We start from the raw sequence: 23,135 nt of genomic DNA, 5'->3' as shown, positions 1-23,135 counted from the left end.
GAGTCATGACGGTGATGACCCGCAAGGCCGCCCCCATGGTTCCGGCCTTGACCACAGAAGACAGCTTCGAACAGCGCTACCAGGCACTCCTGCACGGCCACAGCGTCGACAGCGCGCAATGGCTTGCCCGGCAGCTCAAACGCGCCGAGCAACTGGAGGATGATCTGCCAGCTTCGCCGGCTCAGCTCAGCGACTGGGCGGTGCGCCACAGTGCTCAGGTGGCTGCGGAGTTCGCGACATACCTGACCCAGCGCCGCGAAGGCGGGTCACGCCGTTATTTTGCCAACCGCGCCCAGGCACTGTGGTACATCCAGCAAGTGGCTCCGACCAAAGCGGTCGATGGTGCCTGGCTGCATGGCTTTTTGCAGCACTGGCAGGACCCACGCTATCACGGCCTTATCCGTACCTTTTTAGAAGAGTTGGGTGATGGTGATCCGCGTTGCAACCACGTCCTGATCTATCAGCGCCTGCTCAGCCGCCTTGGCTGCCTGGAGTTGCTGCCACTTGTCGATGAGCGTTATCTGCAAGGTACCGTTCAACTGGCCCTGGGCGCGCACGGCGATGCCTTCGAGGCCGAGGCTATTGGCTACAACTTGGGCTATGAGCAACCACCGCTGCATCTGTTGATCACCACCTATGAACTGGCAGAACTGGGCATCGACGGCCACTACTTCCAGCTGCACGTCACCATCGACAATGCTGCAACCGGCCACGCGCACAAATCGATTCAGGCACTGCTGCAATTGCTGCCGGAAAGCGACGCCGGAGCCTACTACCAACGGGTTCGTCAGGGTTATCGGCTGAACGAGCTCGGTGAATCTGCCACCGCGCTTATCGCCAGTTTCGATCTTGAACAGGAACTGATCAGCTCGCTGGAACGCAAGCGCCTGTTCGGCCAGTTCATGCATTCCGACCATTGTCGCCTGCAGGGCCGCACCATCAATCAATGGCTGGCTGAACCAGACGGCATGGCCGGCTTCCTCGATGCGCTGCAAGCGCAAAAATGGGTTGTGCGCGGACAGGACCCGGCCGAGAGCCGCTTCTGGCGCGTCATGGACGGCCCCACTGCACCTATGTTCGGCGTGTTCAGTGCCTATGAAAAGCAGCTGTGGTACGACTGGATCAGCGCTGATTGGCAAGGCCCGAGAATCCGCCGCGTTGCCCCCGGAAGCTGGGAGACTGGGCTGCAGCTCGACGCACCAAGCAGTATGCAGAAGCCTTCGACCGCACCGTTGGAAACGCTCATCGCCCGTATGGCAGGTAACCGGCATGCCTTGCCGGCGGGGTTGGAAGCTACCCGCGCGTACATTCGCGCTACCGGTCTTACCCAGGAGAACGCTCATTGATTGCAGCCAGCGAAGAACAGACTCAGGCTGACGAGGCCTTGTTGCAATTAGGCAAGAACCTGCGTGCTGACGGCTATCGGTTTACCTGCGTCAGCCCAGCGACTCATGCGCGTAACAATGCGCGACCTGAGGCCCAGCGCGCTTGCACACTGCGCGACATTTTTGGCTGGAGCAGGCCATTTGCTGCGGGGCTTTTGTCGGCGGACCAACTGCAGCAGCTGGCCGAAGCCCAGGTATTGGACGAGCACGGCGAGTCGCTGCGCAGCAAGGTGCGCTGGTCGACTCTGGAAGATCTGCTCCTGGTGCATTCTGCCTATCCGACCGAGGCCAGCGATGCAGTATTCTTTGGCCCGGACAGTTACCGATTTGCCCAGGTCATTCACGAGCATCTGCAGCGCTGCACAACGCCCGTGCAGCATGCAATAGATATTGGCTGCGGCAGCGGAGTTGGCGCGCTACTGATTGCCAGGGCGGCCCAGTATGCTCAGGTCAGTGCGGTGGACATCAACCCGCTGGCGCTGCGTTACACCACGGTTAATGCCGCCCTGGCAGGTTTGACCAATGTTTCAGTCCAGCGCAGCAATATTCTCGACGGTGTCACTGGCACGTTCGACCTGATCGTCGCCAATCCCCCTTACATGCTCGACACCCAGCAGCGCCAGTATCGCCACGGCGGCGGCTCACTCGGTGCGCAGCTGTCATTACGGATCATCGAACAAGGCTGTGAGCGCCTCAGCCCCGGTGGCGCGCTGCTGCTGTATACCGGAGTGGCCATGATCGAGGGCCGTGACCCATTGCTTGAAGCGGCACGCGCGCTTTTGGCCGGGCCACGCTGGAGTTGGGTCTACCGCGAGCTTGATCCGGATGTGTTCGGCGAACAGTTGAGTGAGCCAGGTTATGAGCAGGTCGAGCGGATTGCAGCAGTTGCGTTAAGTGTTACCCGAATCGGATGAACGTATGTTCAAGCATTGTACCTTCGGCATCGAAGAAGAATACCTGCTGGTAGAAGCAGTCACCGGCAAAGTGCTGGCTGCACCTTCGCCAGTGGTGGGTAATCTCTGCCGCGAAGTCATGGGGCAGTATTTTGCCGAAGAAATGTTCCGCTGCCAGATCGAAGTCGCCTCGCCGATATTCGATCACGTGCGCCAGGCCCAGCAGTTTTTCGATGATAGCCGCCAGCGCCTGAACGAGGCGTTAGCCGAGGAGGGCGCTGCCCTCTATTGTGCCGGCACTCACCCCAGCGCGCAGTGGCAACGCCAGCGTCCGAGGACCACCCCGCGATACTGGCAATTATTCGATGATTACCAGCACGTGGCGCGGCGTAGCGTGCTCTCGGGACTGCATGTGCATGTCGGGGTGGCACCTGGCTGCGATCGCATTCAGCTGATCAACCAAGTGGTGTACTGGTTGCCGCTGTTCCTGCTGCTGAGCAGTTCTTCACCGCTATGGAGCGGGGAGAACACCGGCTACATGAGCTACCGCAGGGCGATTTGCGGCGAGTGGCCACATATGGGCCTGCCAGAGCCGCTGGCAGACTGGACTGCGTATCAACGCTATCGCGGGTTGCTGCAGCGCACCGGCTCGCTGGCTATCGATGGCGCATTCTGGTGGGCGCTGCGGCCATCCCAGCGCTTTGCCACCGTTGAACTGCGTATCAGTGATGGTTGCCCGCGGCTGGAAGATGCGCTGTGCATTGCGGGTTTGTTTCGCCATCTGGTGGAGTGTTGCGTCATGCCTCATTACGCTCCGGCGCCGGCCAGTCGCGAAACTCACTGGATTGCCCAAGAGAACTACTGGCGGGCCATGCGTTATGGTCGCCATGGCCAGTTCATCGGGCTTGAACAGCATCAGGCGGTATCCGCCTTGGTTTGGCTGGCGCAGCTACGCGGGCAGCACCCGCCTGACTCGGTCGATGCCGAACGCGCATTCATGCAGGCGCAGCGCATTTTGACTGAAGGCACCAGTGCTGATCGGCAGCTGGAATGCCTCGAACATGCGAGATTGGCCGGGCGAGATAAACGCCAGGGGCTGCGCGAGGTGGTTGAAATGGTCGTTGCAGAAGGTCAAGGCGTCTGGCCGGTCAGCAACCTCAACCTTACTCAGCCCTGAGCGGATCTGGATCAAGCTCGTTCGCCGCGCAACCAGCGTTGGTGGTAATGGCTCAAGCGTGTCAATCCATACAGCGCACCCTGTTGCAGTACCTCGGTGCGAATTCCGAAAAAGCGCTGGGTTCGGGTGAAAACCGCCAGCGGCTCGCCGGCGAAGGCCCAGGCAAAACACAATGTTCCCGGCGCTATACCGTCGGCACTCTCTGGCCCGGCAACTCCGGTGGTGGCGATTGCAACGGTAGCGGTGCTGTCGCGCAGGGCGCCCATCGCCATTTCCCAAGCTACCGCCTCACTGGTCAATCCATAGCGCTCGATGGTGATATCGCTCACCCCCAGCAGGCGTTTTTTCGCTTCAGGCGAATACACCACATAGCCGCTCTCGAGCACCTCGCCGGTGCCTGGGCTTTCGGCCAGTAGTGCAACCATGCGCCCTGCGGTGCACGACTCGGCAGTGGTCAGCAGCAGGTGTTGCTGCTTCAGATAATCGAGTACAGCCTGGACTTGAGCTTGCGGCATGACGGGGCACCTTGAGTGTCTTTTGCGATTGACGCTTGGTCCTGATGATTGGTTCAGCGCGCTTGGGCCAGGCCGTGCGGCATCTCGATCAAACCTTCATCTCGCCATGCAGTCATTCATATTAAGGGCCTGAAGTGGTTCAGGCCGTGGAGGTGGCTGATGAAGTTTTACTGCCTGCTGCGGGGTTGCCAATGGCGGCCCCTGATCAATCACCGACAAGCCGGGCTGGAATGTCAATGTTGCGGGCGCTGCGGTGCGCTGCGCTCATTTCAGCCTGGGCAACCCTAGCAATTTCAGGAGCTGACCATGGCCCGGGCAATCTGGAAAGGCGCGATCAGTTTTGGCCTCGTGCACATCCCCGTTTCACTCAATACCGCCGTGCGTACCGAGCGGGTCGATTTCGACTGGCTCGACAAACGCAGCATGGAGCCGGTGGGCTACAAGCGCATCAACAAGGTCACCGGCAAGGAAATCGACAAGGACAACATCGTCAAAGGCGTGGAGTACCAGAAAGGCCAATATGTAGTGATCAGTGAAGACGAGATCCGCAAGGCGCGCCCTGAGGCCACCCAGACCATCGATATCTTCTCGTTTGTCGAGGCCGGCGATATTCCCCTGCAGCACTTTGATACGCCGTACTACCTGAGCCCGGACAAGCGCGGTGGCAAGGTTTATGCGCTGCTGCGTGAAACCCTGGAAAGCACCGGCAAGGTGGCGTTGGCCACGGTGGTCTTGCATACCCGCCAGCACCTGGCGCTGTTGCGCCCGCTGGATGATGCACTGGTGATGATCACTCTGCGCTGGCCAGAGGAAGTGCGCGGCCTCGATACGCTGGAGCTGGACAAGAGCGTAACCGATATCAAGGTCGACAAGCGTGAACTGGACATGGCCAAGCGCCTGGTCGAAGACATGAGCGGGCCGTGGACGCCGGACGAATATCATGATGTGTTCCGGCAGACGATCATGGATCTGGTCGAAGAGAAGGCGAGCAAGGGCAAGATCGCCGTGGTAGAGAAGGCCGAGGGCGGCAAGGGCGAGAAAAGCGCAGATATCATCGACCTTACCGAGTTGCTCAAACGCAGCCTCGGGGGCAAGCCCGGTGCAGCCAAGAAGAAAGCGCCCGAGCCTGCCAAGACTACGGAAAAGAAACCCGCCAAGCGCACACGCAAAGCCTCCTGAGGGGCATGGGCGAGGGGTACGGTCAGTGACTCATTTCGGCCTGCAGGTTTTTCTTCCAGCCGCGCAGGTTCATCGCGCCCAGGCAGAACTGCAGTGCAATCAACGCCCAGGCCTCGATCGACCAGCCCCAGATCACCCACAACAGATTACTGCTGATAAAGCAGCAGAAACCCATCCGCCGCCGATGGGGTCGGCGTGAACCGATGCACCAGGCGGCAATTACGGTAAGCAGCATGGCCGGCCACTGCAGAAGGTCGATCCAGTCCACCATCACTCGAGCCCCATCTTTTTGCGCATGCCAGCGGTAATTGACTGGCGCGTCTTGGCCATATCGGCCCATGGATCTTCAACCTCAGCCAAACGCTCGTGCAGGTTATTGATCGTCCATTGGTTGGCACCTTTGAGCTCGGTCAGCTCCTCACGCCAGATCGGTACCGACACCGGCAGGCCTTCGCGTGCGCGCAGGCTGTAGGCGCAGGCAGTGGTGGCGCCTTTGCCATTGCGCAGGTAGTCGATAAAGATCCGCCCGACGCGGTTCTTTGGCCCGGACACGGCGCTCAGGCGCTCGGGGAACAGCTTGGCCAGGTAGTTGACCAGGGCATGGCTGAAGTCTTTGACCTCGTCCCATCCGGCGCGGCGGGTCAGCGGCACCACCACGTGGATGCCCTTGCCGCCGCTGGTCTTGAGAAATACTTTGAGACCCAGCTCATCAAGCAGGGTCAAGGTCAGCTGGGTGGCTTCCAACATGGCTTTCCAAGGCAGCGCAGGATCAGGATCGAGGTCGAGCACGAAGCGGTCTGGCTTGTCGAAATCCTTGTCGGTGGCGTTCCAGGTGTGCAGCTCGAGCGTGTTCATCTGTACCGCGCCAAGCAAGGTCTCAGGCCTGTTGATGACCATGGCCGCCTGGCCAGCCTCGGCCTTGTCATAGCCAAGCACGCCGGGCAGGTGCAACTGGCCGGCGTTTTTCTGGAAGAACAGTTCGCCTTCCAGCCCATCCGGTGCGCGTACCAGTGCCACTGGGCGGTCCTTGAGTTGCGGCATGAGCCAGTCGGCGACGGCGGCGTAGTACTCGGCGACTTGCCGCTTGGTGGCGCCGCTGCTGGTGTCGATCACCCGGTCGGGGTGAGTCAGGCGCAGTTCAGCGAGGTTTTCTTCATCGCTGGATTTGTTAGGGGATTTCTCAGCAACGGCGGCTTTTGGCATTGCACGCTCCAGGTCGATGGCCTTGGCCGGTTTGTCGTCACGCAGACCGTGGAAAACCGCATGGCGCACACTGCCGTCGCGGGTGATCTGTGCGTAGGCGATTTCGGCCAGCAGTTTCGGTTTGAGCCAATGCACGCCACGCGCATCTGCGCCTGTTGGAGGTTTGGCGAGCGCCGGCTTGGCGACTTCGAGAGGTTTCAGGCGTGCATGGATGCTGGCCAACGTCGTTGCAGTAAAGCCGGTGCCCACCTTGCCGGCATAGCGCAGCTCACCGCTGGGCTTGTCGTGCAGGGCCAGCAGCAAGGCGCCAAACCCGCTGCGGCTGCCTTTGGGATCGGTATAGCCGACGATCACGAACTCCTGGCGCAGCTGGCACTTGAGCTTGATCCAGTCATTGCTGCGTCGGCCTGAGTAGACGCTGTCGGCTCGCTTGCCGATCAGCCCTTCAAGTTCCAGCTTGCAGGCACTCTGCAGCAGCGATTCGACCGGCTCGTCGAAGTCGGCTGAGTACTTGAGACAGTCCCGCTCATTGTGCTCAAGCAGCTGGCGCAACGCCTCACGGCGATCTTGCAACGGCACCTGACGCAGGTCTTCGCCACCCAGGAACAGCAGGTCGAACAGGTAATAGGTAATCTGCTCGTCGTTCTGCGTATCGAAGGCATTCTGCAATGCCTGAAAGTCTGCAGCGCCCTGTTCGTTGGCCACCACCATTTCACCATCGAGCCAGGCTTGCTTCAGCTTGAGCGTGCGCAGCGCCTCGACCTGGTGGGGCATTTTCGCGCTCCAGTCGTGGCCATTGCGAGTAAACAGGCGGACATCATCGCCGTCGATCCGGGCGAGGATGCGATAGCCGTCGAACTTGACCTCATAGCGCCAATCGCCGGCAGGCGCGGCATCGACAAGAGTGGCCAGCTGAGGCTGCAGTTTTTCAGGTAGCTCGGCTTTGGCTTTGCTGACGCTGCGCTTGGCAGCAGGCGGTGCTTTCCTGGCCGTTTTGGCGGGAGACTTTGCTGCTTTGCGCGGCACCAGTGTGCGGTCACTGATCACGCTGTCAGGCAGAGCCTCGACGATGCTGTATTCGTCTTCACTACGGGCATCGCCGTCATGCGATTTGACCAGCATCCATTGTTCTTTCTTGCCTACCAGACGAGTACGAAACAGATTCCACACGCCTGAGAGTTTTTCGCCCTGCAGGCGGAAGCGCAGCTTGCCCTTGGCGTAGGCAGCGTGTGCGTCACCTTCGGGCTCCCACACACCAAGGTCCCAGACAATCACGTCGCCGGCGCCATAGTGGCCGTCGGGGATATTGCCTTCGAATTCGGCGTAGTCCAGCGGATGGTCTTCGACATGCACAGCGAGCCGGCGCACTTTGGGGTCCAATGAAGGGCCTTTGGGAATTGCCCAGCTCTTCAGGGTGCCGTCCAGTTCCAGGCGGAAATCGTAGTGCAGGTGGCTGGCATCGTGTTTCTGGATGCAGTACTGCAATGCCTGTGGCTTTTTGCTTCGGCGTGGCTTGCCGGCGGGTTCGGGGGTGGCGTTGAAATCACGTTTGCGTTGATATTCCTGAAGGGGTTCGCTCATCTCCGGCTCCTGTTCAAATCCCAGGCTCTCTGAAGCTGGGAGGCGAGGGCGGCGCAGGGAGTTCCATCTGTGACGGGCGGGGGGATATCAACGGCTGCGAGGATTTGGTCTGCACCTGATAAACAAATTTGAGTCATCTGCGAACCGGGGTGGTCGACTTTATGAACCCACCTGATGGAGAGCGCACATGGCTCAGCCTAACGACCCGAAAACCCGCACGCCTGCCGAGATCGACGATATTCAGGATCGGATGGGCAGTGTGCACGAGCTGGACTTCAGCGACCGCGACGATGAGCGCCAGGGCAGGGCCGGCGACGAGCGCTCACTGGCTGAAGTCGAACATGACTTCCCGCCAGAGCGTGTGGCCGAAAGCGGCATGACCGGTGGCGAGGCTCTGACCGAGAGCCTGCACGAAGACAACGTGACCTTGGACGACCTGAGCCCAGACACCTTGTTCGATCAGACCGGCGCTCGCGACCCGCACGAGCCAGGTGATGGTGGAGACCCGGCCGACCAAGTCTTGCGTGAAGTAGACGCCGAGGAAATCGGCGGCGGCTTTGGCCTCGATGAAGCCGAGCTGGCGCGCTCAGCGCCGCTGGATGGCGAGCCATGGACCGATGAGGTCTCACCTGTAGACGATGAAGCATCCAACCGGAGCCGCGAATCATGACCGGACTACGCTGTGCATGCCTTGACTGCGCTTGCACGATCAACGCCAATACCCTCCTGCAAGACGGCAAGGGCTACTGCTGCGAAGCCTGCGCCAGCGGTCACCGCAATGGCGAGCCTTGTCGCATGGGCGACTGCAAATGCGGCGAGACTGCGCAACCGAATGAGAGCAATGTCGACAACGCCCTTGATGAGACTTTCCCGGCCAGCGATCCCATCTCGCCCTGAGCCGTCCTGAAATCGGCCCCGGTGTGGCTCGAGGCTGCTGCAGGTTGAGCAGCTTTGGGCCGTGCCGGGGCCGACCTGTGTCCGGCAGCCTCTAGTGGGTCTGCCAGATACCGTTGCTGCGTTCGCAGTCCGTGCGCGCCTGGCCCAGGCTTGGCGTGTAGTAGTAGTAAGTGATCACCCGGGCCTCCTTGCCGATCGCTGGCCGCGCGGCGGGTTCATCGCGGCCCATCGACTTGGGATTGGCCAGGGTTTCCTGGGTCAACTGGGCAATACAGCTACCGACACTGCCTTCGGCGCATTTGGCGACTTTGCGCTTGTCGGTGCTGAGCATCTCCTTGCTCTCGTTGCTGCACGACCAGTCGATGGCCTCGGCGGGCATGTTGCTGTAGCTGTAGCAGGTGTGGCCTTCGACAGGCTTGACTGCCTCGCTGGAAGAGCGGGTCACGACGTCGCAGGCCTCAGCCAGCACGTGACTGCTGGCCAGGCATGCACCGAGTAAAAGCAAGGCACGGATACACATGGTTTGTCTCCCGGGCCTTGGCCTTTACGGTCGGCCGCTTTTGTTGACGCTCAGGTTTTGTGCAATTGCGCTTTGTCCTGCTGGCGCAGGGCCTTGGCGCGTTTCTCCAGAATCAGATAAGCGATCACCGCCAGCACCAGCGGTATCAGGTAGTACAGGGTGCGATAGCCGAGTAGTCCGGCGACCAGGCTGCCCTGGCTGAGCTGGCCTTGCAGCAGGGCCAGGAACACCGTTTCCAGCACTCCGAGCCCGGCCGGGATGTGCGCCACCACGCCCGCCACACAGCTGATCAGCAATACACCGAGAATGGACGGGTAGAACAGATCACCCGGCAGCAGCCAGTAGATCAGCACCGCCATCAGCGCCCAGTTGCTGGCGCCCAAGGCAACCTGACACAGCGCCAGGCGCAGCGAGGGCAGGGTGATCTCGTGCTTGCGGATATGCCAGGTGCGGCGTTTGGCGTAACCGCAGGCCAGCACGTAGCCGACCGATACGGCGATCATCAGCACACCGATGAGCTGCAGCCCGGTGGCACCCACCGACCAGCTCTCAGGCAGCTTGACCAGGCGCATGGCAAACACGCTGCCGGCCAGCAGCATGTAGCCCATCCAGTTGGTCAGCAAACCCAAGGTGAGGATGCGCGTGATGGTGGCGTTATCCAGCCCCAGACGCCCGTACAGGCGATAGCGCAGGGCGACGCCGCCGACCCAGGTGGTGAAGTTGAGGTTGAACGCATAGCAGACGAAGGCCACCGGCAGCACCTGCCGAGCAGGCAGCTTGTGGCCGGTGTAGGCGCGCCCGAGCAGATCGTAGCTGGCGAACACCAGATAACTGCACAGGGCCAGGCCCAAACCGACGATCAACGTGCCAGGCTTGTAGGCCAGCAGCGACTGACGGACTTCATTCCAGTCGAGGTTGCGCGCCAGGTAGTACAGCAATACCGGGATCATCAGCATGAACAGCAGGGTGAACAGGCGCTTGCCCCAAGTGAGCCAGGTTTTCCGTTCCATCAGGTATTGCCCTCACGCAGTTCACCTTGGGTACTGACTTCAGGTTGCAGCGATTTCAGGCGTTGCCGATGGGCTGGCAGCACCCCGGCAATCCGCGGAAAGTATCGGGTCAGGTGGAAGCCGGCAAAAATCAATGGCGCTCGCCACCAGTAGCCACGAATCATCCGCTCAAGGGTGACGGCCTTGCAGTGATTGCCGGCCAGTTGGCTGAGGTGCTCGTACAGTTGCTGGTTAAACGCACGATCCTTGATCAGCAGGTTGGCTTCCAGATTGAACGCAAGGCTCAGCGGGTCGAGGTTGCTCGAGCCGACTGTCGACCATTCGTCATCGACCAGGGCAACCTTGCCGTGCAATGGGCGCTGGCAGTATTCGTGAATCCGCACGTTGTCGCGCAGCAGGTAGTTGTAGAGCAACCGCGACAGCGCGCGCACCCAACGCATGTCTGGTTGCCCTTGCAGAATGAGCGTTACCTCGATGCCACGGCGAGACGCATTGCGTAGCTCGCGCAACAGCCTGTAGCCGGGGAAGAAATACGCATTGGCGATGAGGATGCGCTTGCGCGCACCGCGTATGGCCTGCAGATACTGCTCTTCGATATCGTTGCGGTGCTTGCGGTTGTCACGCTCGACCAGCACCGCGCGCACCGACCCCGCCGGCTCGGTCACCGGCTTGACCCGCTTGGGTTCGGCCAGCACCGGCTTCATCAGCCTGGTACTCGAGGCGTGCACCTGGGCGACCACGGGACCGGTGACTTCAACCGCGTAATCCTGCTTGGCCATCGGCCCGAAGTCGCCCAGGTGATCGGCGCTGTAATTGATCCCGCCAATGAACGCCCGCTCAGCGTCGATAACCACGATCTTGCGGTGTAGGCGATGGAACAGGTTGGTGCGCATGCCAGCCACTTTCGGCTGCGGATCGAAGGCGTGGAAGCGCACACCCGCTTCGGTCATCGCTGCGATGAACGCATCGGGCAGCTCGCCGGTGCCGTAGCCGTCAGCCACCAGTTCGACACGCACGCCGCGCTGGGCAGCCTCGATCAGTACCCGCTGCAGCTGCTGGCCAACCTTGTCATCGAAGATGATGAACGTCTCGAGCAGGATTTCCTCCTGCGCTTCGCCCATTGCCTCGAAGACACGGGGGTAAAACTCCTCGCCATTGATCAGCAACTGCACAGTGTTGCCTTCAGTCCAGGATAACGTCATAGGCTGATCTCCGCGGCCAGGGGGGCATGGTCGGACAGATGCGACCATGGGTATTTGGATAGCACCTGCGCCGAGCGCGGCAGGGCATTGCGTAGGTAGATGCGGTCCAGCCGCAGCAGCGGCAGGCGTGCCGGGAAGCTGCGCGCAGGCATGCCAAAGCGGTCGCCAAAGGCCTCGACCAGGTGCTCGCTGAGCACGCTGTCGGCCTTGAGGCGCCAGTCGTTGAAGTCGCCGGCGACGATCACCGGCGCCTTGGCCGGCAAGCTGTCGAGCAATTCCAGCAACAGCTGCACCTGGCGTTGCCGGTGAGCCTCACGCAGGCCCAGATGAACACACACCGCATGCACCTGATCATGGCCAGGCACCTGCAGGCGGCAGTGGAGCAGGCCGCGCTCTTCATTACCGTCGATCGAGACGTCCAGATTACGGTGCTCGACGATGGGGAATTTGGACAGCAACGCGTTGCCGTGGTCGCCATGGGGGTACACCGCATTGCGCCCGTAGGCGAACTGCGACCACATGCTGTCAGCAAGAAACTCGTATTGCGGCGTGGTTGGCCAGGTCGGATGGCGCTCGGCATGTTGCAGATGAGAGCCATGTACTTCTTGCAGAAACACCAGATCGGCGCCGGTGCTGCGTACCGCTTCGCGCAGCTCGGGCAAGATGAAGCGCCGATTGAAGAAGGTAAAACCTTTGTGCACGTTGATCGTCAGCACGTTAAGGCCATGCACGGCAGTAACGCTGCCGACGCTGCAGCGCGCTTCGTGTAGCGGTTGGTTCATAGATCCACCTGCGGTTCGACGCCAGGCTCGGTGACCAGTTCGCCATCGAGCTTGAGCTTGGATAACAGACGCCGTGCGTCATAAGGGGCATGGACTTTCTGGTCGTTGTCGAAGTAGCAGTAGACGTCGCGCTGGGCGCGCTTGCGCGGTGCGCCGGGCACCACCAGACGAGCGTCTTGCGCCTGGCCACCTTGGCTCCAGGCTTCGATGCGCTGGCGCCAACGGCGCAGGGCGCTTGCGGTATAGCCGCTGCTGTACAGCTCGACATCGCCATGCAGGCGCATATAGACAAAATCTGCGGTCACGTCTTCGACATAGGGCCATTTGCCGGCGCTGTCGGCGACAACCAGGGCAATGTTGTGTTTGCGCAGCAGTTTGATGAAGGCGGCGCAGAGGAAGCTCTCGTGACGGATCTCGATGGCGTAACGCAAGGGGACATTACCGCTGATGGCGGTCGCGCCATTGCCGCGCAGGCGTTCGGCGCACTGCTCGGCACAGCGGCAGGCGGCCCGGCGATCGCGCGGGAGCAGCTCGAAGAAAGCCTTGAAGCGTTCTTCCTCGAACTTCATCGTGGCCGGGAACTGCCACAGCATCGGACCGAGCTTGGCACCCAGCATCAGTGGGCCGGAGGCGAAGAAATTCGCCAGCGGCTCTTCGATATCCTTGAGCCGGCGGGTATGGGTGATATAGCGCGGGGCCTTGACCGAGAAGATGAAGTCGTCTGGTGTTTCATCGCGCCATTGCGCATACCGTGCTGGAGTTTGCAGCGCGTAGAAAGAGCCGTTGATTTCAATGCTGTTGACTGCTCGTGACGCAAACGCGAGTTCATCCTTCTGGCGCAGGCCTTCCGGGTAGAAGTCCTTGCGCCAGGGGCCATAACGCCATCCGGATATGCCGATGCGAATGTCGCTCACGGTGGAGTCCTTGTGCAGAATCGGTCTTCTACTGCGACCTCTGCGTGAGCGTCAGGGTTCAGCGTGGGTTGACCAGTGGGCGCCTTGGTACGCAGCGCCACCAGCAATTTTGAACTTTGCCGCGCTTGACGATTCCACCTTGATATATGCACCGGCATCCAATGCCCGCCACCTCCGGAGGCACGCATGGCCCGTCACATCATTCACTTCACCGGCCCGATCACATCTTCGACCTGCGGTAACCTGATCAATACCTGTTCGCGAGCCCTCAACCAAGGCGCGCAAACCCTTCAGTTGAACATCGCCACCATGGGCGGTGACTGCAGTTACGGTTTCACGCTGTACAACTTTCTGCGCTCGTTGCCGGTACTGGTGCATACGCACAACCTCGGCACGGTCGAATCGATGGGCAATATTCTGTTTCTGGCGGGTGAACAGCGCACGGCCTGTCGCATGAGCAAGTTTCTGTTTCACCCATTCCACTGGACGCTGCACGGCTCAGTCGACCACGCCCGTATGTCCGAGTACGCCATGAGCCTCGATTACGACTTGCAGTTCTACGCGCAAATAGTTGCGGAGCGCACGGCTGGCGCTGAGCAACCATTGGATATCGAGCACTATTTGCTGGCCAAACCACGCATCTTGAGTGCTGAGGAGGCAATAGCGGGCGGCCTGATCCACACTATCGATGAGCTGCCGATCAGTATCGACTCGGTTCAATGGAGCGTTCACGCCTGAAATCTCGCAGGGCGGTATTTGGCGCCGCTGGTCAGTCGCAGCGAATGTTGATGGAGCCGATCCCATTTGGGCCGGCTCGTAACTACTAAGCAGCTGCACTTGGAGGCGACAAATATGCGCGCATTGACCTTTCACGGCGCTGGAGATGTCCGGGTTGATACTGTGGCTGACCCTGGCATTCAAGAGAAGGACGATATTCTGCTGCGAGTAACCGCCACTGCCATCTGTGGCTCCGATCTGCACTTGTATCACGGCAGGATACCTGCGCTCGAAGAGGGCGATATTCTCGGCCATGAGTTCATGGGGATTGTTGAAGACGTTGGCAGCGAAGTCACCGCGGTTCAGCGTGGAGATCGTGTTGTCATCCCGTTCGTGATTGCCTGTGGCAGCTGCTTCTTTTGCCAAAATGACCTGTTTGCCGCTTGTGAGACGACCAATACCGGACGCGGGGCGATCCTCAACAAGAAGTTGATCCCCTCCGGTGCGGCGTTGTTTGGCTATAGCCACCTGTATGGCGGCATTCCCGGCGGCCAGGCCGAGTATGTACGGGTGCCGAAGGCCAATGTCGGTCCCTTCAAGGTGCCAGGCACGCTGAGCGATGACAAAGTTCTGTTCCTGTCAGACATTCTGCCCACCGCCTGGCAGGCAGTGACCAATGCGGGAGTTGGCCAGGGTTCTTCCCTGGCTATTTATGGGGCAGGTCCGGTAGGACTGCTGAGTGCTGCGTGCGCACGCATGCTTGGGGTCGAGCAGATTTTCATGGTCGACAAGCATGCCTATCGACTTGACTACGCCAAGCGCGCCTACGGCGTGATTCCGATCGATTTCGATCATGACGACGACCCTGCTGACACCATTATTCGCCAGACCGCAGGCATGCGCGGCGTTGACGCGGCCATTGATGCAGTGGGTTTTGAGGCCAAGGGCAGTACTGCTGAATCGGTACTGACTGCGCTGAAGCTTGAAGGCAGCAACGGCAAGGCGCTGCGCCAGTGCATGGCAGCAGTGCGCCGTGGTGGCGTAGTCAGTGTGCCCGGCGTATATGCCGGCTTCATCCATGGCTTCTTGTTCGGTGATGCATTCGACAAAGGCCTGACCTTCAAGATGGGCCAAACCCACGTACAACGTTTCCTGCCTGAACTGCTCGAACATATCGAAGCAGGACGGCTCAATCCCGAAGCAATCATCACCCATCGCCTCAGCCTGGAAGATGCAGTGCGCGGCTATGAGATGTTCGACGAACAGCAAGAACGCTGCCGCAAGGTCGTATTGACCCCAGGTGTTGCCACAGACCCGGTAACCAATGGGCGGCTTGGACCCGCTGCGAGCAGCTGAGAGGAGTAGTAATGACGGAACGCATCATCACATCGGTCACCAGCGAGGATCTTGTTCCGCCGCCGCAGGGGGTAACATTCGAAACCCCCCGCGAGCGGTTGGAGTTCTACCGCCGAGAAATCCAGTTCGAGACCACGATTCTTGCCAACCGCACAGATGCTTATCTGTCGGCCCAGTCTTTTCTGGTAATTGCCTATGCGTCCTGCATGGCCAACGGCAATCCCAGCTGGGGCAGGCTTTTTACTCTGGTTGTGCCTGCGTTTTTGGCATTGCTGGGCATCATCAGCTCACTCAACGCCTGGCCTGGAATTCGCGCCTCGTACGGCATCATCGACCACTGGCATTTCAAGCAAAGTCACCTGTTGCACAACGAGCCAAGCATGGGCTTTGCATACGATGATTGGCCGTTGTTCAGCGAGTCTGAGTCAACCCATCGTGGTTACCGCAAATCGCTGATGTTTTCGATCCGTACGCCGTGGTTGTTCCTGATTTTCTGGGTCTTGCTGGGTGGATTCGGCCTGCTGCTGCAGCTCGACCCTGCCGGTGCCTGAACGCATGCGGGGTCGCCGCAAACCGTTTATGTGCTTTGTTCGACAAAATTTTGAATCTTCGTGATCCCACCGGTTCCACTAGTTGTCATCCATGGAGAAGAGGAGGCCCCCTGCGATGCCTACCCCAGAGCTTTATATCGTCGATTACAAGCTGCACGGTAAAACGCGCAGCTTCATCATCCGGCTGGATCGGATGGATAACGCCGAGGCTTGGCACTGGGCTAGTTGTGACGCCGGTATTGGCATTATTCCCAAGTTTGGTCGTGAAAAGATTCGCAAGGTCAGCAGGCCCATGGCCGAACGATACGGGATCAGTGAAGTGAGCTGGAGGCCATCGGGTGGCAAACCTGCCTCCAGTGCCGGTGCCAACCAGTCGATGCTGCCTACTGCCTGAACAAGCGGTAGCCAGCAGTTACTGTCGGGCTGTCTGAGCAAAGCCGCTCCTGATTGGGAGCGGCTTTGTTTTGTCTGCTGGAAGTCTGCGGCCAGGTCAGGCGCCTGATTCAGGATCACTGGCGGGGACGCCAGGGCGCTCGTCCGGGTCAGTCAGGTTAGGGTCAGCATCTGGGTCGTCTGCTTGCCCATCGGGGCGGTCCGGGACCAATTCTGGCCAATCGTCTTCAACACTGCCGCCACCCATTATCATTTGCTCGCGCATGATCATTCCCTCGGCTGAATAAAAAAGGCCTGCCAGCAGGCAGGCCAAGCACAGGAGTGAGGGGTGACGCCGTTGCACCACCCTCAGTAGTTATGAGCGCTGTGGGCGGGTAGCAGTCGTTTGCAAAGGGCGGTTCCCCGACCAATGGCGGTTACTGCTCCTGACCCTGGCGCAGGCGCATGCTGAGCAGCGCAGCCAGAACCAGCATCGAAGCAATGATCCACAAGCCATTGCGGGTGCTGCCGGTTGCTTGCTCGATCAAGCCCATCACCGATGGGCCGACAAAGCCCCCGAGCAAACCGCAGGTCGTGACAAATGCCAGCCCGGCAGCCAGCGCATTGCCGCTCAAGCGACTGGAGGGGAAGACGAAGATGACCGACTGCACCACGAACAGCATCAATGCCGTCAGCGAGAACCCGATCAGGCCAATGAACGAGTTGGCTACCGAAGCCAGCAGCAGCCCGGCGGCCATGGTCAGCAGGCCGAAGAACAGCAGCGTGCGGCAACGGTTTGGTGAAGTGGCAAGGCGTGGCAGGGTTGCCGCGCCAATTGCAGCAGCGATCCACGGCACTGACGTGAGCAGGCCAATCTGCAAGGGCGACAGTGCGCCGTAAGTGCCGATTATCCCGGGCAGGAAGAAGATCACGGTGTAGATAGTGATCTGATGCACAAAGTACACGGCGATCGCCAGCCAGATCTGCTTGTCGCGAAACATCTGCGACAGCTTGCTCTGCTGCGGTGCAGCGGCACGTTCAGCCGCCAGCCGGCGCTCGATGTCCTGCGCATCAGCGGCCGATAACCACGGCGCCGAACTCGGCCCATCGGGCAGCTTTTTCCAGACAACATACGCCAGCGCTACGGCGGGCAAGCCTTCAAGCACGAACAACCACTGCCAACCATGCCAGCCGAGCACGCCGTCCATTTCCAGCAAGGCACCGCCCAGCGGCCCGCTGAGGATGTTGGCCAGGCACACGCCGAGCAGGAAATAGCCCGTGGCGCGGGCGCGTTGCTCACGGTCGAACCAGTAGGTCAGGTAGAGCATGACGCCGGGGAACAGTCCCGCCTCGGCGACGCCCAGCAGCAGGCGCATGACGTAGAACGAAGTCTCACCCTCGACGAAGGCCATGCCGGCAGACAACAGGCCCCAGGTGATCATGATGCGTGTAATCCAGAAGCGCGCGCCAACCCGTTGCATGATCAGGTTGCTCGGCACCTCGGCCAAGGCGTAGGTCAGGAAGAACAGACCCGCGCCCAGCCCATATGCAGCAGCCGACAAGCCGAGGTCAACGCCCATGCTGGCCTTGGCCAAGGCGATGTTGGTACGGTCGAGAAAACTCATTACATAGACGATGACCAGCAGTGGCATCAGTTTGCGCAAAAGCAGGCTGTTCAGGCGCTGATCAGCCGCAACAGCAGGCGCGGCAGCCGCTGTCGGTTGTGTGAGGATTGTCATTGTTTTTTCCCCGAAAGCTATAAGTAACAGCGCGGCGCGGTGGTGCGTCGCGCTGCGGTAGGTCAATCAACCACGCTGGATGTCCAGCCAGACTGCGCCGTCGGGATATTGGTAACGTTCCAGGGTCTCGGCGTGCATTTCAATGCTGTAGCCCGGGCGCTGCGGCGGCATGTAGCGGCCGCGGCGGATCACCACGGGGTCGATGAAGTGTTCATGCAGATGGTCGACGTACTCCAGCACCCGGTTGTGCAGCGAGGCGGAAACGGCGATGTAGTCGAACAGCGCGATGTTCTGCACATACTCGCACAGGCCGACGCCGCCGCCGTGCGGGCACACCGGCACGTCGTACTTGGCAGCCATCAGCAGCACGATCAGCACCTCGTTGAGGCCGCCCAGGCGTGCTGCATCGAGCTGACAGAAGTCCAGCGCGCCGGCCTGGAACATCTGCTTGAACATCACCCGGTTGTGGCAATGCTCGCCGGTGGCGACACCAATCGGCGCGATGCGCTGGCGGATCGTGGCATGGCCAAGAATGTCATCGGGGCTGGTTGGTTCTTCGATCCACAGCGGGGCAAAGGCTGCCAGCCGGCGCATGTTGCTGACAGACTCCTCGACGCCCCAGACCTGGTTGGCGTCCATCATCAAGGTCCGCTCCCAGCCGATCTCGTCACGCAGGATGCTGGCGCGGCGAATGTCTTCTTCCAGGTCGGCGCCGATCTTCTGCTTGATATGGGTCCAGCCGTCCTCGACCGCTTCACGTGCCAGGCGGCGCATCTTCTCTTCGCTGTAGCCGAGCCAGCCGGGCGCGGTGGTGTAGCCGGGGTAACCTTCGCGAAGCATCTGCGCCTCGCGTTGGGCCTTGCCCGGCACCTGGCGGCGGAGCAGGGCCATGGCTTCTTCCGGGGTGAGCACGTCGGTGACGTAGCTGAAGTCCAGGCACGCGACCAGTTGCTCGGGGCTCATGTCGGCCAGCAGCTTCCACACTGGCTTGCCTTCATGTTTGGCCCACAAGTCCCACACGGCGTTGACGATGGCGGCAGTGGCCAGGTGGATGACGCCTTTTTCCGGGCCGAGCCAGCGCAGTTGGCTGTCACCCACGGTGAAGCGGTGCCAGAAACCACCCATGTCTGCGGTGATCTCTTCCAGGGTCTGGCCGACGATCAGCGGCGCCAACGACTGCACGGCAGCGGCGCAGATCTCGTTGCCGCGGCCAATGGTGAAGGTCAAGCCGTGGCCTTCGAGCTCGCCGGCATCGGTGTGCAGCACGACGTAGGCGGCCGAGTAGTCAGGCGCGCTATTCATGGCATCGGAGCCGTCCAGTGACAGCGAAGTCGGGAAGCGAATGTCGCGAACGCTCAGGTGGGTAATACGTATGCTCATGGCGGTCTCTTGTTCTGGGTTACCTCTGGAGACCTGACTGTAGGTTGCCGAGCGATACAGGCATAATCGCCAATTCCTAACTATGGATATCAGAATTGATATGCCTCAGACCCCAGCAGACACCTCGCAGGCGCCGCGCAGTCTTGGCCCGCTGAAGATCTCCAGCCGTCAGATAACCCTGCTCAACGCCTTGGGCGAGTTCGGTAACCTGCGCCGCGCTGCTGCGGCCATGCACACCACCCAGCCTGCTGCGAGCCTGCTGCTGCAACAGCTCGAGGAGCGCCTTGAAGTGCGCCTGTTCGAGCGCCTGCCGCGTGGCATGCAGCCAACCCTGTACGGCGAGGTGATGATTCGCTACGCGCAAAGTGCGCTGCACGAGTTCGAGCACGCCCAGGCGCAGATCGCCGAGCTTGCGCGTGGCGCCGCCGGGCTGGTGCGGGTCGGCAGCGTAATGGGGCCGGTGCCGGGCTTGCTGACCAAGGCTGTGCTGGCCTACAAGCGCGACCACCCCAAGGTGCGCATCTCGCTTGAAGTGGGTACCAGCGATACCTTGCTGCCGGCGTTGCTGCGTGGTGACTTCGACCTGGTGGTGGGGCGCTTGCCGGATCAGAGCGACAGCCAGGACCTCAATATCGAGTTGTTCGAAGGCGGTGAACAGATGCGCGTGATCGCCCGCGCTGGCCACCCGATGGCGGCAGCGAGCACATTGCAGCTGGCTGATCTGGTCGTGTTGACGTGGATCCTGCACCCGATCGGCAGCCCGATGCGGCGGCGGGTCGAAAGTGCGCTGCAGGCCGGGGGGATGGTGCAATCGCTGGACATCGTCGAGACTGCGTCGATTCTGGCGACCACCGCCATGCTGGAGGCGTCCGACATGATCGCCGTGGTGCCCAACGATGTCGCCGCGCATTACGCCCAGTACGGGATGGTCGCGATCCTGCCGGTGGAGCTGCCGATCAGCCTGGCCAATCTGGGCCTGCTGACGCTGCGTTCACGGCCGCGCTCGGTGGCGCTGGAAACGTTGCTGCAGTACCTGCGAGCCCCACAATAGCCATGTTTGTCTACCTGCCTGAGGCCGTTTTCTGATGCCGTCCGACATCATCCACTCCAGCTTTTGCAACTGGCTGCGCTTCAAGCACCTGGTGCTGATCGACAGCCTGGCCCGTACCCGCAACATGCACGCTACCGCCAACCTGATGAACCTGAGCCAGCCGGCGTTGAGCAAGATGCTGCGCGATCTCGAGGAGCAGTTTGGCTTTGCTCTGTTCGAGCGCCTGCCGCGCAGCATGCCGCCGACCGAGCTTGGCGAATACGTGGTCAAGTACGCCCAGGGCGCATTGGCCGAGTCGCAGCAGTTTGTCGACCAGCTCAACCGCCTGCGCAAGGGCGGCCATGGGTTTATCCGGGTGGGCGGGATTTTTGCCTCGACGCCGCGGGTGCTGCCGCAGGCCATTGCTGCGATCAAAGCACGTAGCCCGTTGCTGTCGATCGAGGTGGTGGAGCATTCCAGTGACCACCTGCTGACGATGCTCGAGCAGAACAAGCTCGACATCATGATCGGCCGTTTCACCGAGGAGCGCTTCAGCCAGGTGTTCGACTTTCAGCCGTTGGAACCTGAACCGTTTGCCTTGGTGGTCAACAGCAGTCACCCGCTCAATCAGCTGGCCAGCACGCCGCTCGAGGCGCTCGCGGACTGGCCGTGGGTGCTGTACCCGCTGGGTACGCCGCTGCGCGGGCGGCTTGAGCAGGCCTTCAAGGTGGCCGGCATTGCCACACCCGCCGATAGCGTTGAGACCATTTCAATGCCGATGTTCCTGCAATTGCTGCAGTCGGCACCGATGATCGCCATGCTGCCGCGCTCGATGGTTGCCGCGCAGCTGAGCAGCGGCCTGTTCAAGGAACTGCAGAGCCCGCTGCATCTATCGCCGCTGGAGTACGGCGTGATCACCCGTAAGGATCAGCCGCCAACCGGCTCTGCGCGGGAATTCATCGATATCCTGCTGGAGTTTGCCCAGCAGCGGCGCATGGAGGAGGGCAGCAGTAGCGATTTCTAAACGAAGGTCGATTTGACGTATTGATAACCCCCGGTTATCGGCTGATCGGTTCATCTCATTGGGAATTATCGGTAAGGCTTCATACAGTGGTGGCAGATTCGCCCGGCAGCAAACGGGCGACGCCATAACAAGAAGTCAGCCGTACCCTGAGAGGTCCCATGGAACTGATTGCCCGCTGCGCCGACCCTGCGGTCATCCGCCTCAACCCGCTGGACAACGTCCTGATTGCACGCCAGGCGCTGCCTGAAGGCCTTGAGCTGGATGGCGAAGCGATCACCGTGCGCCAACCCATCCCGTCGGGGCACAAAGTCGCTACCGAGCGTTTGGAGCAGGGCCAGCCACTGCGCCGTTACGGCCAGATCATCGGTTTCGCCTCGCAAACCATCGAACCTGGCGATCACGTCCATGTGCACAACGTGCAGATGGGCGACTTCTCCCGCGACTATGCCTTTGGCGTGGATGCACGCAGCCTGGCTGCTACTGAAGCAGTGTTTCAGGGGATTGTGCGCGGCGACGGCCGCGTCGCCACACGCAACTACATTGGCATCCTTACCTCGGTGAATTGCTCGGCAACCGTCGCCCGGGCAGTGGCTGATCATTTCCGCCGCGATATCCACCCCGAGGCGCTGGCCGACTACCCGAATATCGACGGTGTGGTCGCCCTGACCCACGGTGCCGGTTGCGCAGTGGACCCCAGTGGCGAAGCGCTGAGTCTGTTGCGCCGTACCTTGGCAGGCTATGCGATACACCCCAATTTCGCCGCTGTGCTGATCATTGGTCTGGGCTGTGAAACCAACCAGATCGAGAGTCTGCTGGAAACCCAGGGCCTGAAAGCCAGCGAGCAACTGCGCACCTTCACTATCCAGGGCATCGGCGGCACCTCAAAGACCATCGCCGCCGGCATCGAGCAGGTCAAGACGCTGCTGGCCGACGCCAATCGGGTCAAACGTGAGCCAGTCAGTGCGCGGCACCTGGTCGTTGGCCTGCAATGCGGCGGTTCCGATGGTTACTCCGGGATCACCGCCAACCCGGCACTGGGTAATGCCGTTGACCGCCTGGTCGCGGCCGGCGGCACCGCGATCCTGTCGGAAACACCGGAGATCTATGGCGCCGAGCACCTGCTGACGCGCCGGGCGGTGAGCCGTGAGGTCGGCGAGAAGCTGATCGCACGCATTCATTGGTGGGAAGACTACTGCCAGCGCATGAACGCCGAGCTCAACAACAACCCTTCGGCGGGTAACAAAGCAGGAGGGCTGACCACCATTCTGGAGAAATCCCTCGGCGCGGTGGCCAAGGCCGGCTCGAGCAATCTGGTCGACGTCTATCAATACGCCGAGGCGGTGCGCGCTCAAGGCCTGGTGTTCATGGACACCCCAGGTTATGACCCGGTCTCCGCCACCGGCCAGGTCGCCGGCGGCGCCAACCTGATTGCCTTCACCACCGGCCGCGGCTCGGCCTACGGCTGCGCGCCTGCGCCGTCGATCAAGCTGGCCACCAACAACCGGGTGTTCGAGCACCAGGAAGAGGACATGGACGTCAACTGCGGCGGCATCGCCGACGGCTCCACCAGCATCGAAGAACGCGGTGCCTACATCTTTCAACAGATGCTGCGCATCGCCTCGGGTGAGCGCAGCAAGAGCGAACAGCACGGCTACGGGCAGAACGAGTTCGTGCCCTGGCAGATCGGTGCCGTGACCTGACTGCCAGC

Annotated in this window: 24 protein-coding genes; 14 read left to right on the top strand and 10 right to left on the bottom strand. The window is 61.0% G+C overall.

The window, feature by feature from the left end:
• The first annotated feature begins 5 nt into the window (after positions 1 to 5).
• From CXQ80_RS11365 to CXQ80_RS11355, 3 genes are read left to right on the top strand one after another with little or no spacing between them, the layout of a single operon-like run.
• Positions 6 to 1,346 carry an iron-containing redox enzyme family protein gene (locus tag CXQ80_RS11365; protein ID WP_101319443.1) on the top strand — a complete coding sequence of 447 codons (1,341 nt, stop codon included), beginning with the start codon at positions 6 to 8 and terminating at the stop codon, positions 1,344 to 1,346.
• Positions 1,346 to 2,299 carry a class I SAM-dependent methyltransferase gene (locus tag CXQ80_RS11360; RefSeq protein ID WP_101323022.1) on the top strand — a complete coding sequence of 318 codons (954 nt, stop codon included), beginning with the start codon at positions 1,346 to 1,348 and terminating at the stop codon, positions 2,297 to 2,299. Before CXQ80_RS11365 ends, CXQ80_RS11360 begins: the two co-directional genes overlap by 1 nt.
• Positions 2,300 to 2,303: 4 nt before the next feature.
• Positions 2,304 to 3,455: a carboxylate-amine ligase gene (locus CXQ80_RS11355; RefSeq protein WP_101319441.1), complete on the top strand. Its 1,152-nt coding sequence runs from the start codon at positions 2,304 to 2,306 to the stop codon at positions 3,453 to 3,455.
• A gap of 11 nt (positions 3,456 to 3,466) precedes the next feature.
• On the opposite strand, the gene CXQ80_RS11350 is transcribed toward CXQ80_RS11355, so the two are convergent.
• Positions 3,467 to 3,970, bottom strand: coding sequence for a CinA family protein (locus tag CXQ80_RS11350; protein ID WP_101319439.1), 504 nt, complete (start codon positions 3,968 to 3,970; stop codon positions 3,467 to 3,469).
• Positions 3,971 to 4,129: 159 nt separating this feature from the next.
• Between CXQ80_RS11350 and CXQ80_RS25140 the strand changes: the two genes are divergently transcribed.
• Together CXQ80_RS25140 and CXQ80_RS11345 are read left to right on the top strand one after the other, a co-directional pair.
• Positions 4,130 to 4,258, top strand: coding sequence for a PSPA7_2676 family Cys-rich small protein (locus CXQ80_RS25140; RefSeq protein ID WP_305886561.1), 129 nt, complete (start codon positions 4,130 to 4,132; stop codon positions 4,256 to 4,258).
• An 18-nt stretch (positions 4,259 to 4,276) separates the two neighbouring features.
• Positions 4,277 to 5,149, top strand: coding sequence for a Ku protein (locus CXQ80_RS11345; RefSeq protein WP_101319437.1), 873 nt, complete (start codon positions 4,277 to 4,279; stop codon positions 5,147 to 5,149).
• 22 nt (positions 5,150 to 5,171) lie between these two features.
• Here CXQ80_RS11345 and CXQ80_RS11340 read toward each other — a convergent pair whose 3' ends face one another.
• Together CXQ80_RS11340 and ligD are read right to left on the bottom strand one after the other, a co-directional pair.
• Complete coding sequence (locus tag CXQ80_RS11340; RefSeq protein ID WP_101319435.1) at positions 5,172 to 5,420, bottom strand: hypothetical protein; 249 nt, start codon at positions 5,418 to 5,420, stop codon at positions 5,172 to 5,174.
• Positions 5,420 to 7,933, bottom strand: coding sequence for a DNA ligase D (gene ligD / locus CXQ80_RS11335; RefSeq protein WP_101319433.1), 2,514 nt, complete (start codon positions 7,931 to 7,933; stop codon positions 5,420 to 5,422). Before ligD ends, CXQ80_RS11340 begins: the two co-directional genes overlap by 1 nt.
• Positions 7,934 to 8,120: 187 nt before the next feature.
• On the opposite strand from ligD, the gene CXQ80_RS11330 reads away from it, so the two are divergent.
• A complete protein-coding gene (locus CXQ80_RS11330) occupies positions 8,121 to 8,603 on the top strand; it encodes a phosphotransferase system, HPr-related protein (protein ID WP_101319431.1) in 483 nt (160 codons plus the stop codon).
• Positions 8,600 to 8,830, top strand: coding sequence for a metallothionein (locus tag CXQ80_RS11325; RefSeq protein WP_101319429.1), 231 nt, complete (start codon positions 8,600 to 8,602; stop codon positions 8,828 to 8,830). Before CXQ80_RS11330 ends, CXQ80_RS11325 begins: the two co-directional genes overlap by 4 nt.
• Before the next feature lie 91 nt (positions 8,831 to 8,921).
• Here CXQ80_RS11325 and CXQ80_RS11320 read toward each other — a convergent pair whose 3' ends face one another.
• The 5 genes from CXQ80_RS11320 to CXQ80_RS11300 are packed head-to-tail and all read right to left on the bottom strand — an operon-like array spanning position 8,922 to position 13,258.
• Entirely contained in the window at positions 8,922 to 9,350 is a 429-nt protein-coding gene (locus CXQ80_RS11320) for a hypothetical protein (RefSeq protein ID WP_101319427.1), read from the bottom strand.
• Between the two features lie 50 nt (positions 9,351 to 9,400).
• Positions 9,401 to 10,360 carry a lysylphosphatidylglycerol synthase domain-containing protein gene (locus CXQ80_RS11315; RefSeq protein ID WP_101319425.1) on the bottom strand — a complete coding sequence of 320 codons (960 nt, stop codon included), beginning with the start codon at positions 10,358 to 10,360 and terminating at the stop codon, positions 9,401 to 9,403.
• Positions 10,360 to 11,562 carry a cardiolipin synthase ClsB gene (clsB, locus tag CXQ80_RS11310; RefSeq protein WP_101319423.1) on the bottom strand — a complete coding sequence of 401 codons (1,203 nt, stop codon included), beginning with the start codon at positions 11,560 to 11,562 and terminating at the stop codon, positions 10,360 to 10,362. Before clsB ends, CXQ80_RS11315 begins: the two co-directional genes overlap by 1 nt.
• Positions 11,559 to 12,344, bottom strand: a complete 786-nt coding sequence (locus CXQ80_RS11305; protein ID WP_101319420.1) for an endonuclease/exonuclease/phosphatase family protein — start codon at positions 12,342 to 12,344, stop codon at positions 11,559 to 11,561. The genes clsB and CXQ80_RS11305 overlap by 4 nt, the downstream gene beginning before the upstream one ends.
• Complete coding sequence (locus CXQ80_RS11300; RefSeq protein WP_101319418.1) at positions 12,341 to 13,258, bottom strand: DUF72 domain-containing protein; 918 nt, start codon at positions 13,256 to 13,258, stop codon at positions 12,341 to 12,343. Before CXQ80_RS11300 ends, CXQ80_RS11305 begins: the two co-directional genes overlap by 4 nt.
• A gap of 186 nt (positions 13,259 to 13,444) precedes the next feature.
• Between CXQ80_RS11300 and CXQ80_RS11295 the strand changes: the two genes are divergently transcribed.
• The 4 genes from CXQ80_RS11295 (at position 13,445) to CXQ80_RS11280 (ending at position 16,276) form a co-directional block, all read left to right on the top strand.
• Entirely contained in the window at positions 13,445 to 13,996 is a 552-nt protein-coding gene (locus CXQ80_RS11295) for an ATP-dependent Clp protease proteolytic subunit (RefSeq protein ID WP_101319416.1), read from the top strand.
• Between the two features lie 114 nt (positions 13,997 to 14,110).
• On the top strand, positions 14,111 to 15,331 hold the full coding sequence (locus tag CXQ80_RS11290; RefSeq protein WP_101319414.1) for a zinc-dependent alcohol dehydrogenase: 1,221 nt from the start codon (positions 14,111 to 14,113) through the stop codon (positions 15,329 to 15,331).
• Between the two features lie 11 nt (positions 15,332 to 15,342).
• On the top strand, positions 15,343 to 15,882 hold the full coding sequence (locus tag CXQ80_RS11285) for a hypothetical protein (RefSeq protein ID WP_101319412.1): 540 nt from the start codon (positions 15,343 to 15,345) through the stop codon (positions 15,880 to 15,882).
• Positions 15,883 to 15,997: 115 nt separating this feature from the next.
• Positions 15,998 to 16,276, top strand: a complete 279-nt coding sequence (locus CXQ80_RS11280; RefSeq protein WP_101319410.1) for a DUF6555 family protein — start codon at positions 15,998 to 16,000, stop codon at positions 16,274 to 16,276.
• Positions 16,277 to 16,691: 415 nt separating this feature from the next.
• Here the strand turns inward: CXQ80_RS11280 and CXQ80_RS11275 are convergent, their stop codons facing one another.
• Together CXQ80_RS11275 and CXQ80_RS11270 are read right to left on the bottom strand one after the other, a co-directional pair.
• Positions 16,692 to 17,993: an MFS transporter gene (locus CXQ80_RS11275; protein WP_101319408.1), complete on the bottom strand. Its 1,302-nt coding sequence runs from the start codon at positions 17,991 to 17,993 to the stop codon at positions 16,692 to 16,694.
• A gap of 66 nt (positions 17,994 to 18,059) precedes the next feature.
• Positions 18,060 to 19,373, bottom strand: a complete 1,314-nt coding sequence (locus tag CXQ80_RS11270; RefSeq protein ID WP_101319406.1) for an L-fuconate dehydratase — start codon at positions 19,371 to 19,373, stop codon at positions 18,060 to 18,062.
• A 100-nt stretch (positions 19,374 to 19,473) separates the two neighbouring features.
• Here CXQ80_RS11270 and CXQ80_RS11265 point away from each other — a divergent pair, with 100 nt between their 5' ends.
• The 3 genes from CXQ80_RS11265 to CXQ80_RS11255 all read left to right on the top strand — a co-directional run bounded on the left by CXQ80_RS11265 (position 19,474) and on the right by CXQ80_RS11255 (position 23,127).
• Positions 19,474 to 20,424 carry a LysR family transcriptional regulator gene (locus CXQ80_RS11265; RefSeq protein WP_101319404.1) on the top strand — a complete coding sequence of 317 codons (951 nt, stop codon included), beginning with the start codon at positions 19,474 to 19,476 and terminating at the stop codon, positions 20,422 to 20,424.
• Between the two features lie 34 nt (positions 20,425 to 20,458).
• Entirely contained in the window at positions 20,459 to 21,427 is a 969-nt protein-coding gene (locus CXQ80_RS11260; RefSeq protein WP_101319402.1) for a LysR family transcriptional regulator, read from the top strand.
• A gap of 158 nt (positions 21,428 to 21,585) precedes the next feature.
• Positions 21,586 to 23,127: a UxaA family hydrolase gene (locus CXQ80_RS11255; protein ID WP_101319400.1), complete on the top strand. Its 1,542-nt coding sequence runs from the start codon at positions 21,586 to 21,588 to the stop codon at positions 23,125 to 23,127.
• The last annotated feature ends 8 nt before the right edge of the window (positions 23,128 to 23,135 follow it).

It is taken from the genome of Pseudomonas sp. 02C 26, assembly GCF_002843585.1.
GTDB classification, from domain to species: Bacteria; Pseudomonadota; Gammaproteobacteria; order Pseudomonadales; family Pseudomonadaceae; genus Aquipseudomonas; species Aquipseudomonas shirazensis.
This window is presented reverse-complemented; position numbering and strand designations above follow the sequence as displayed.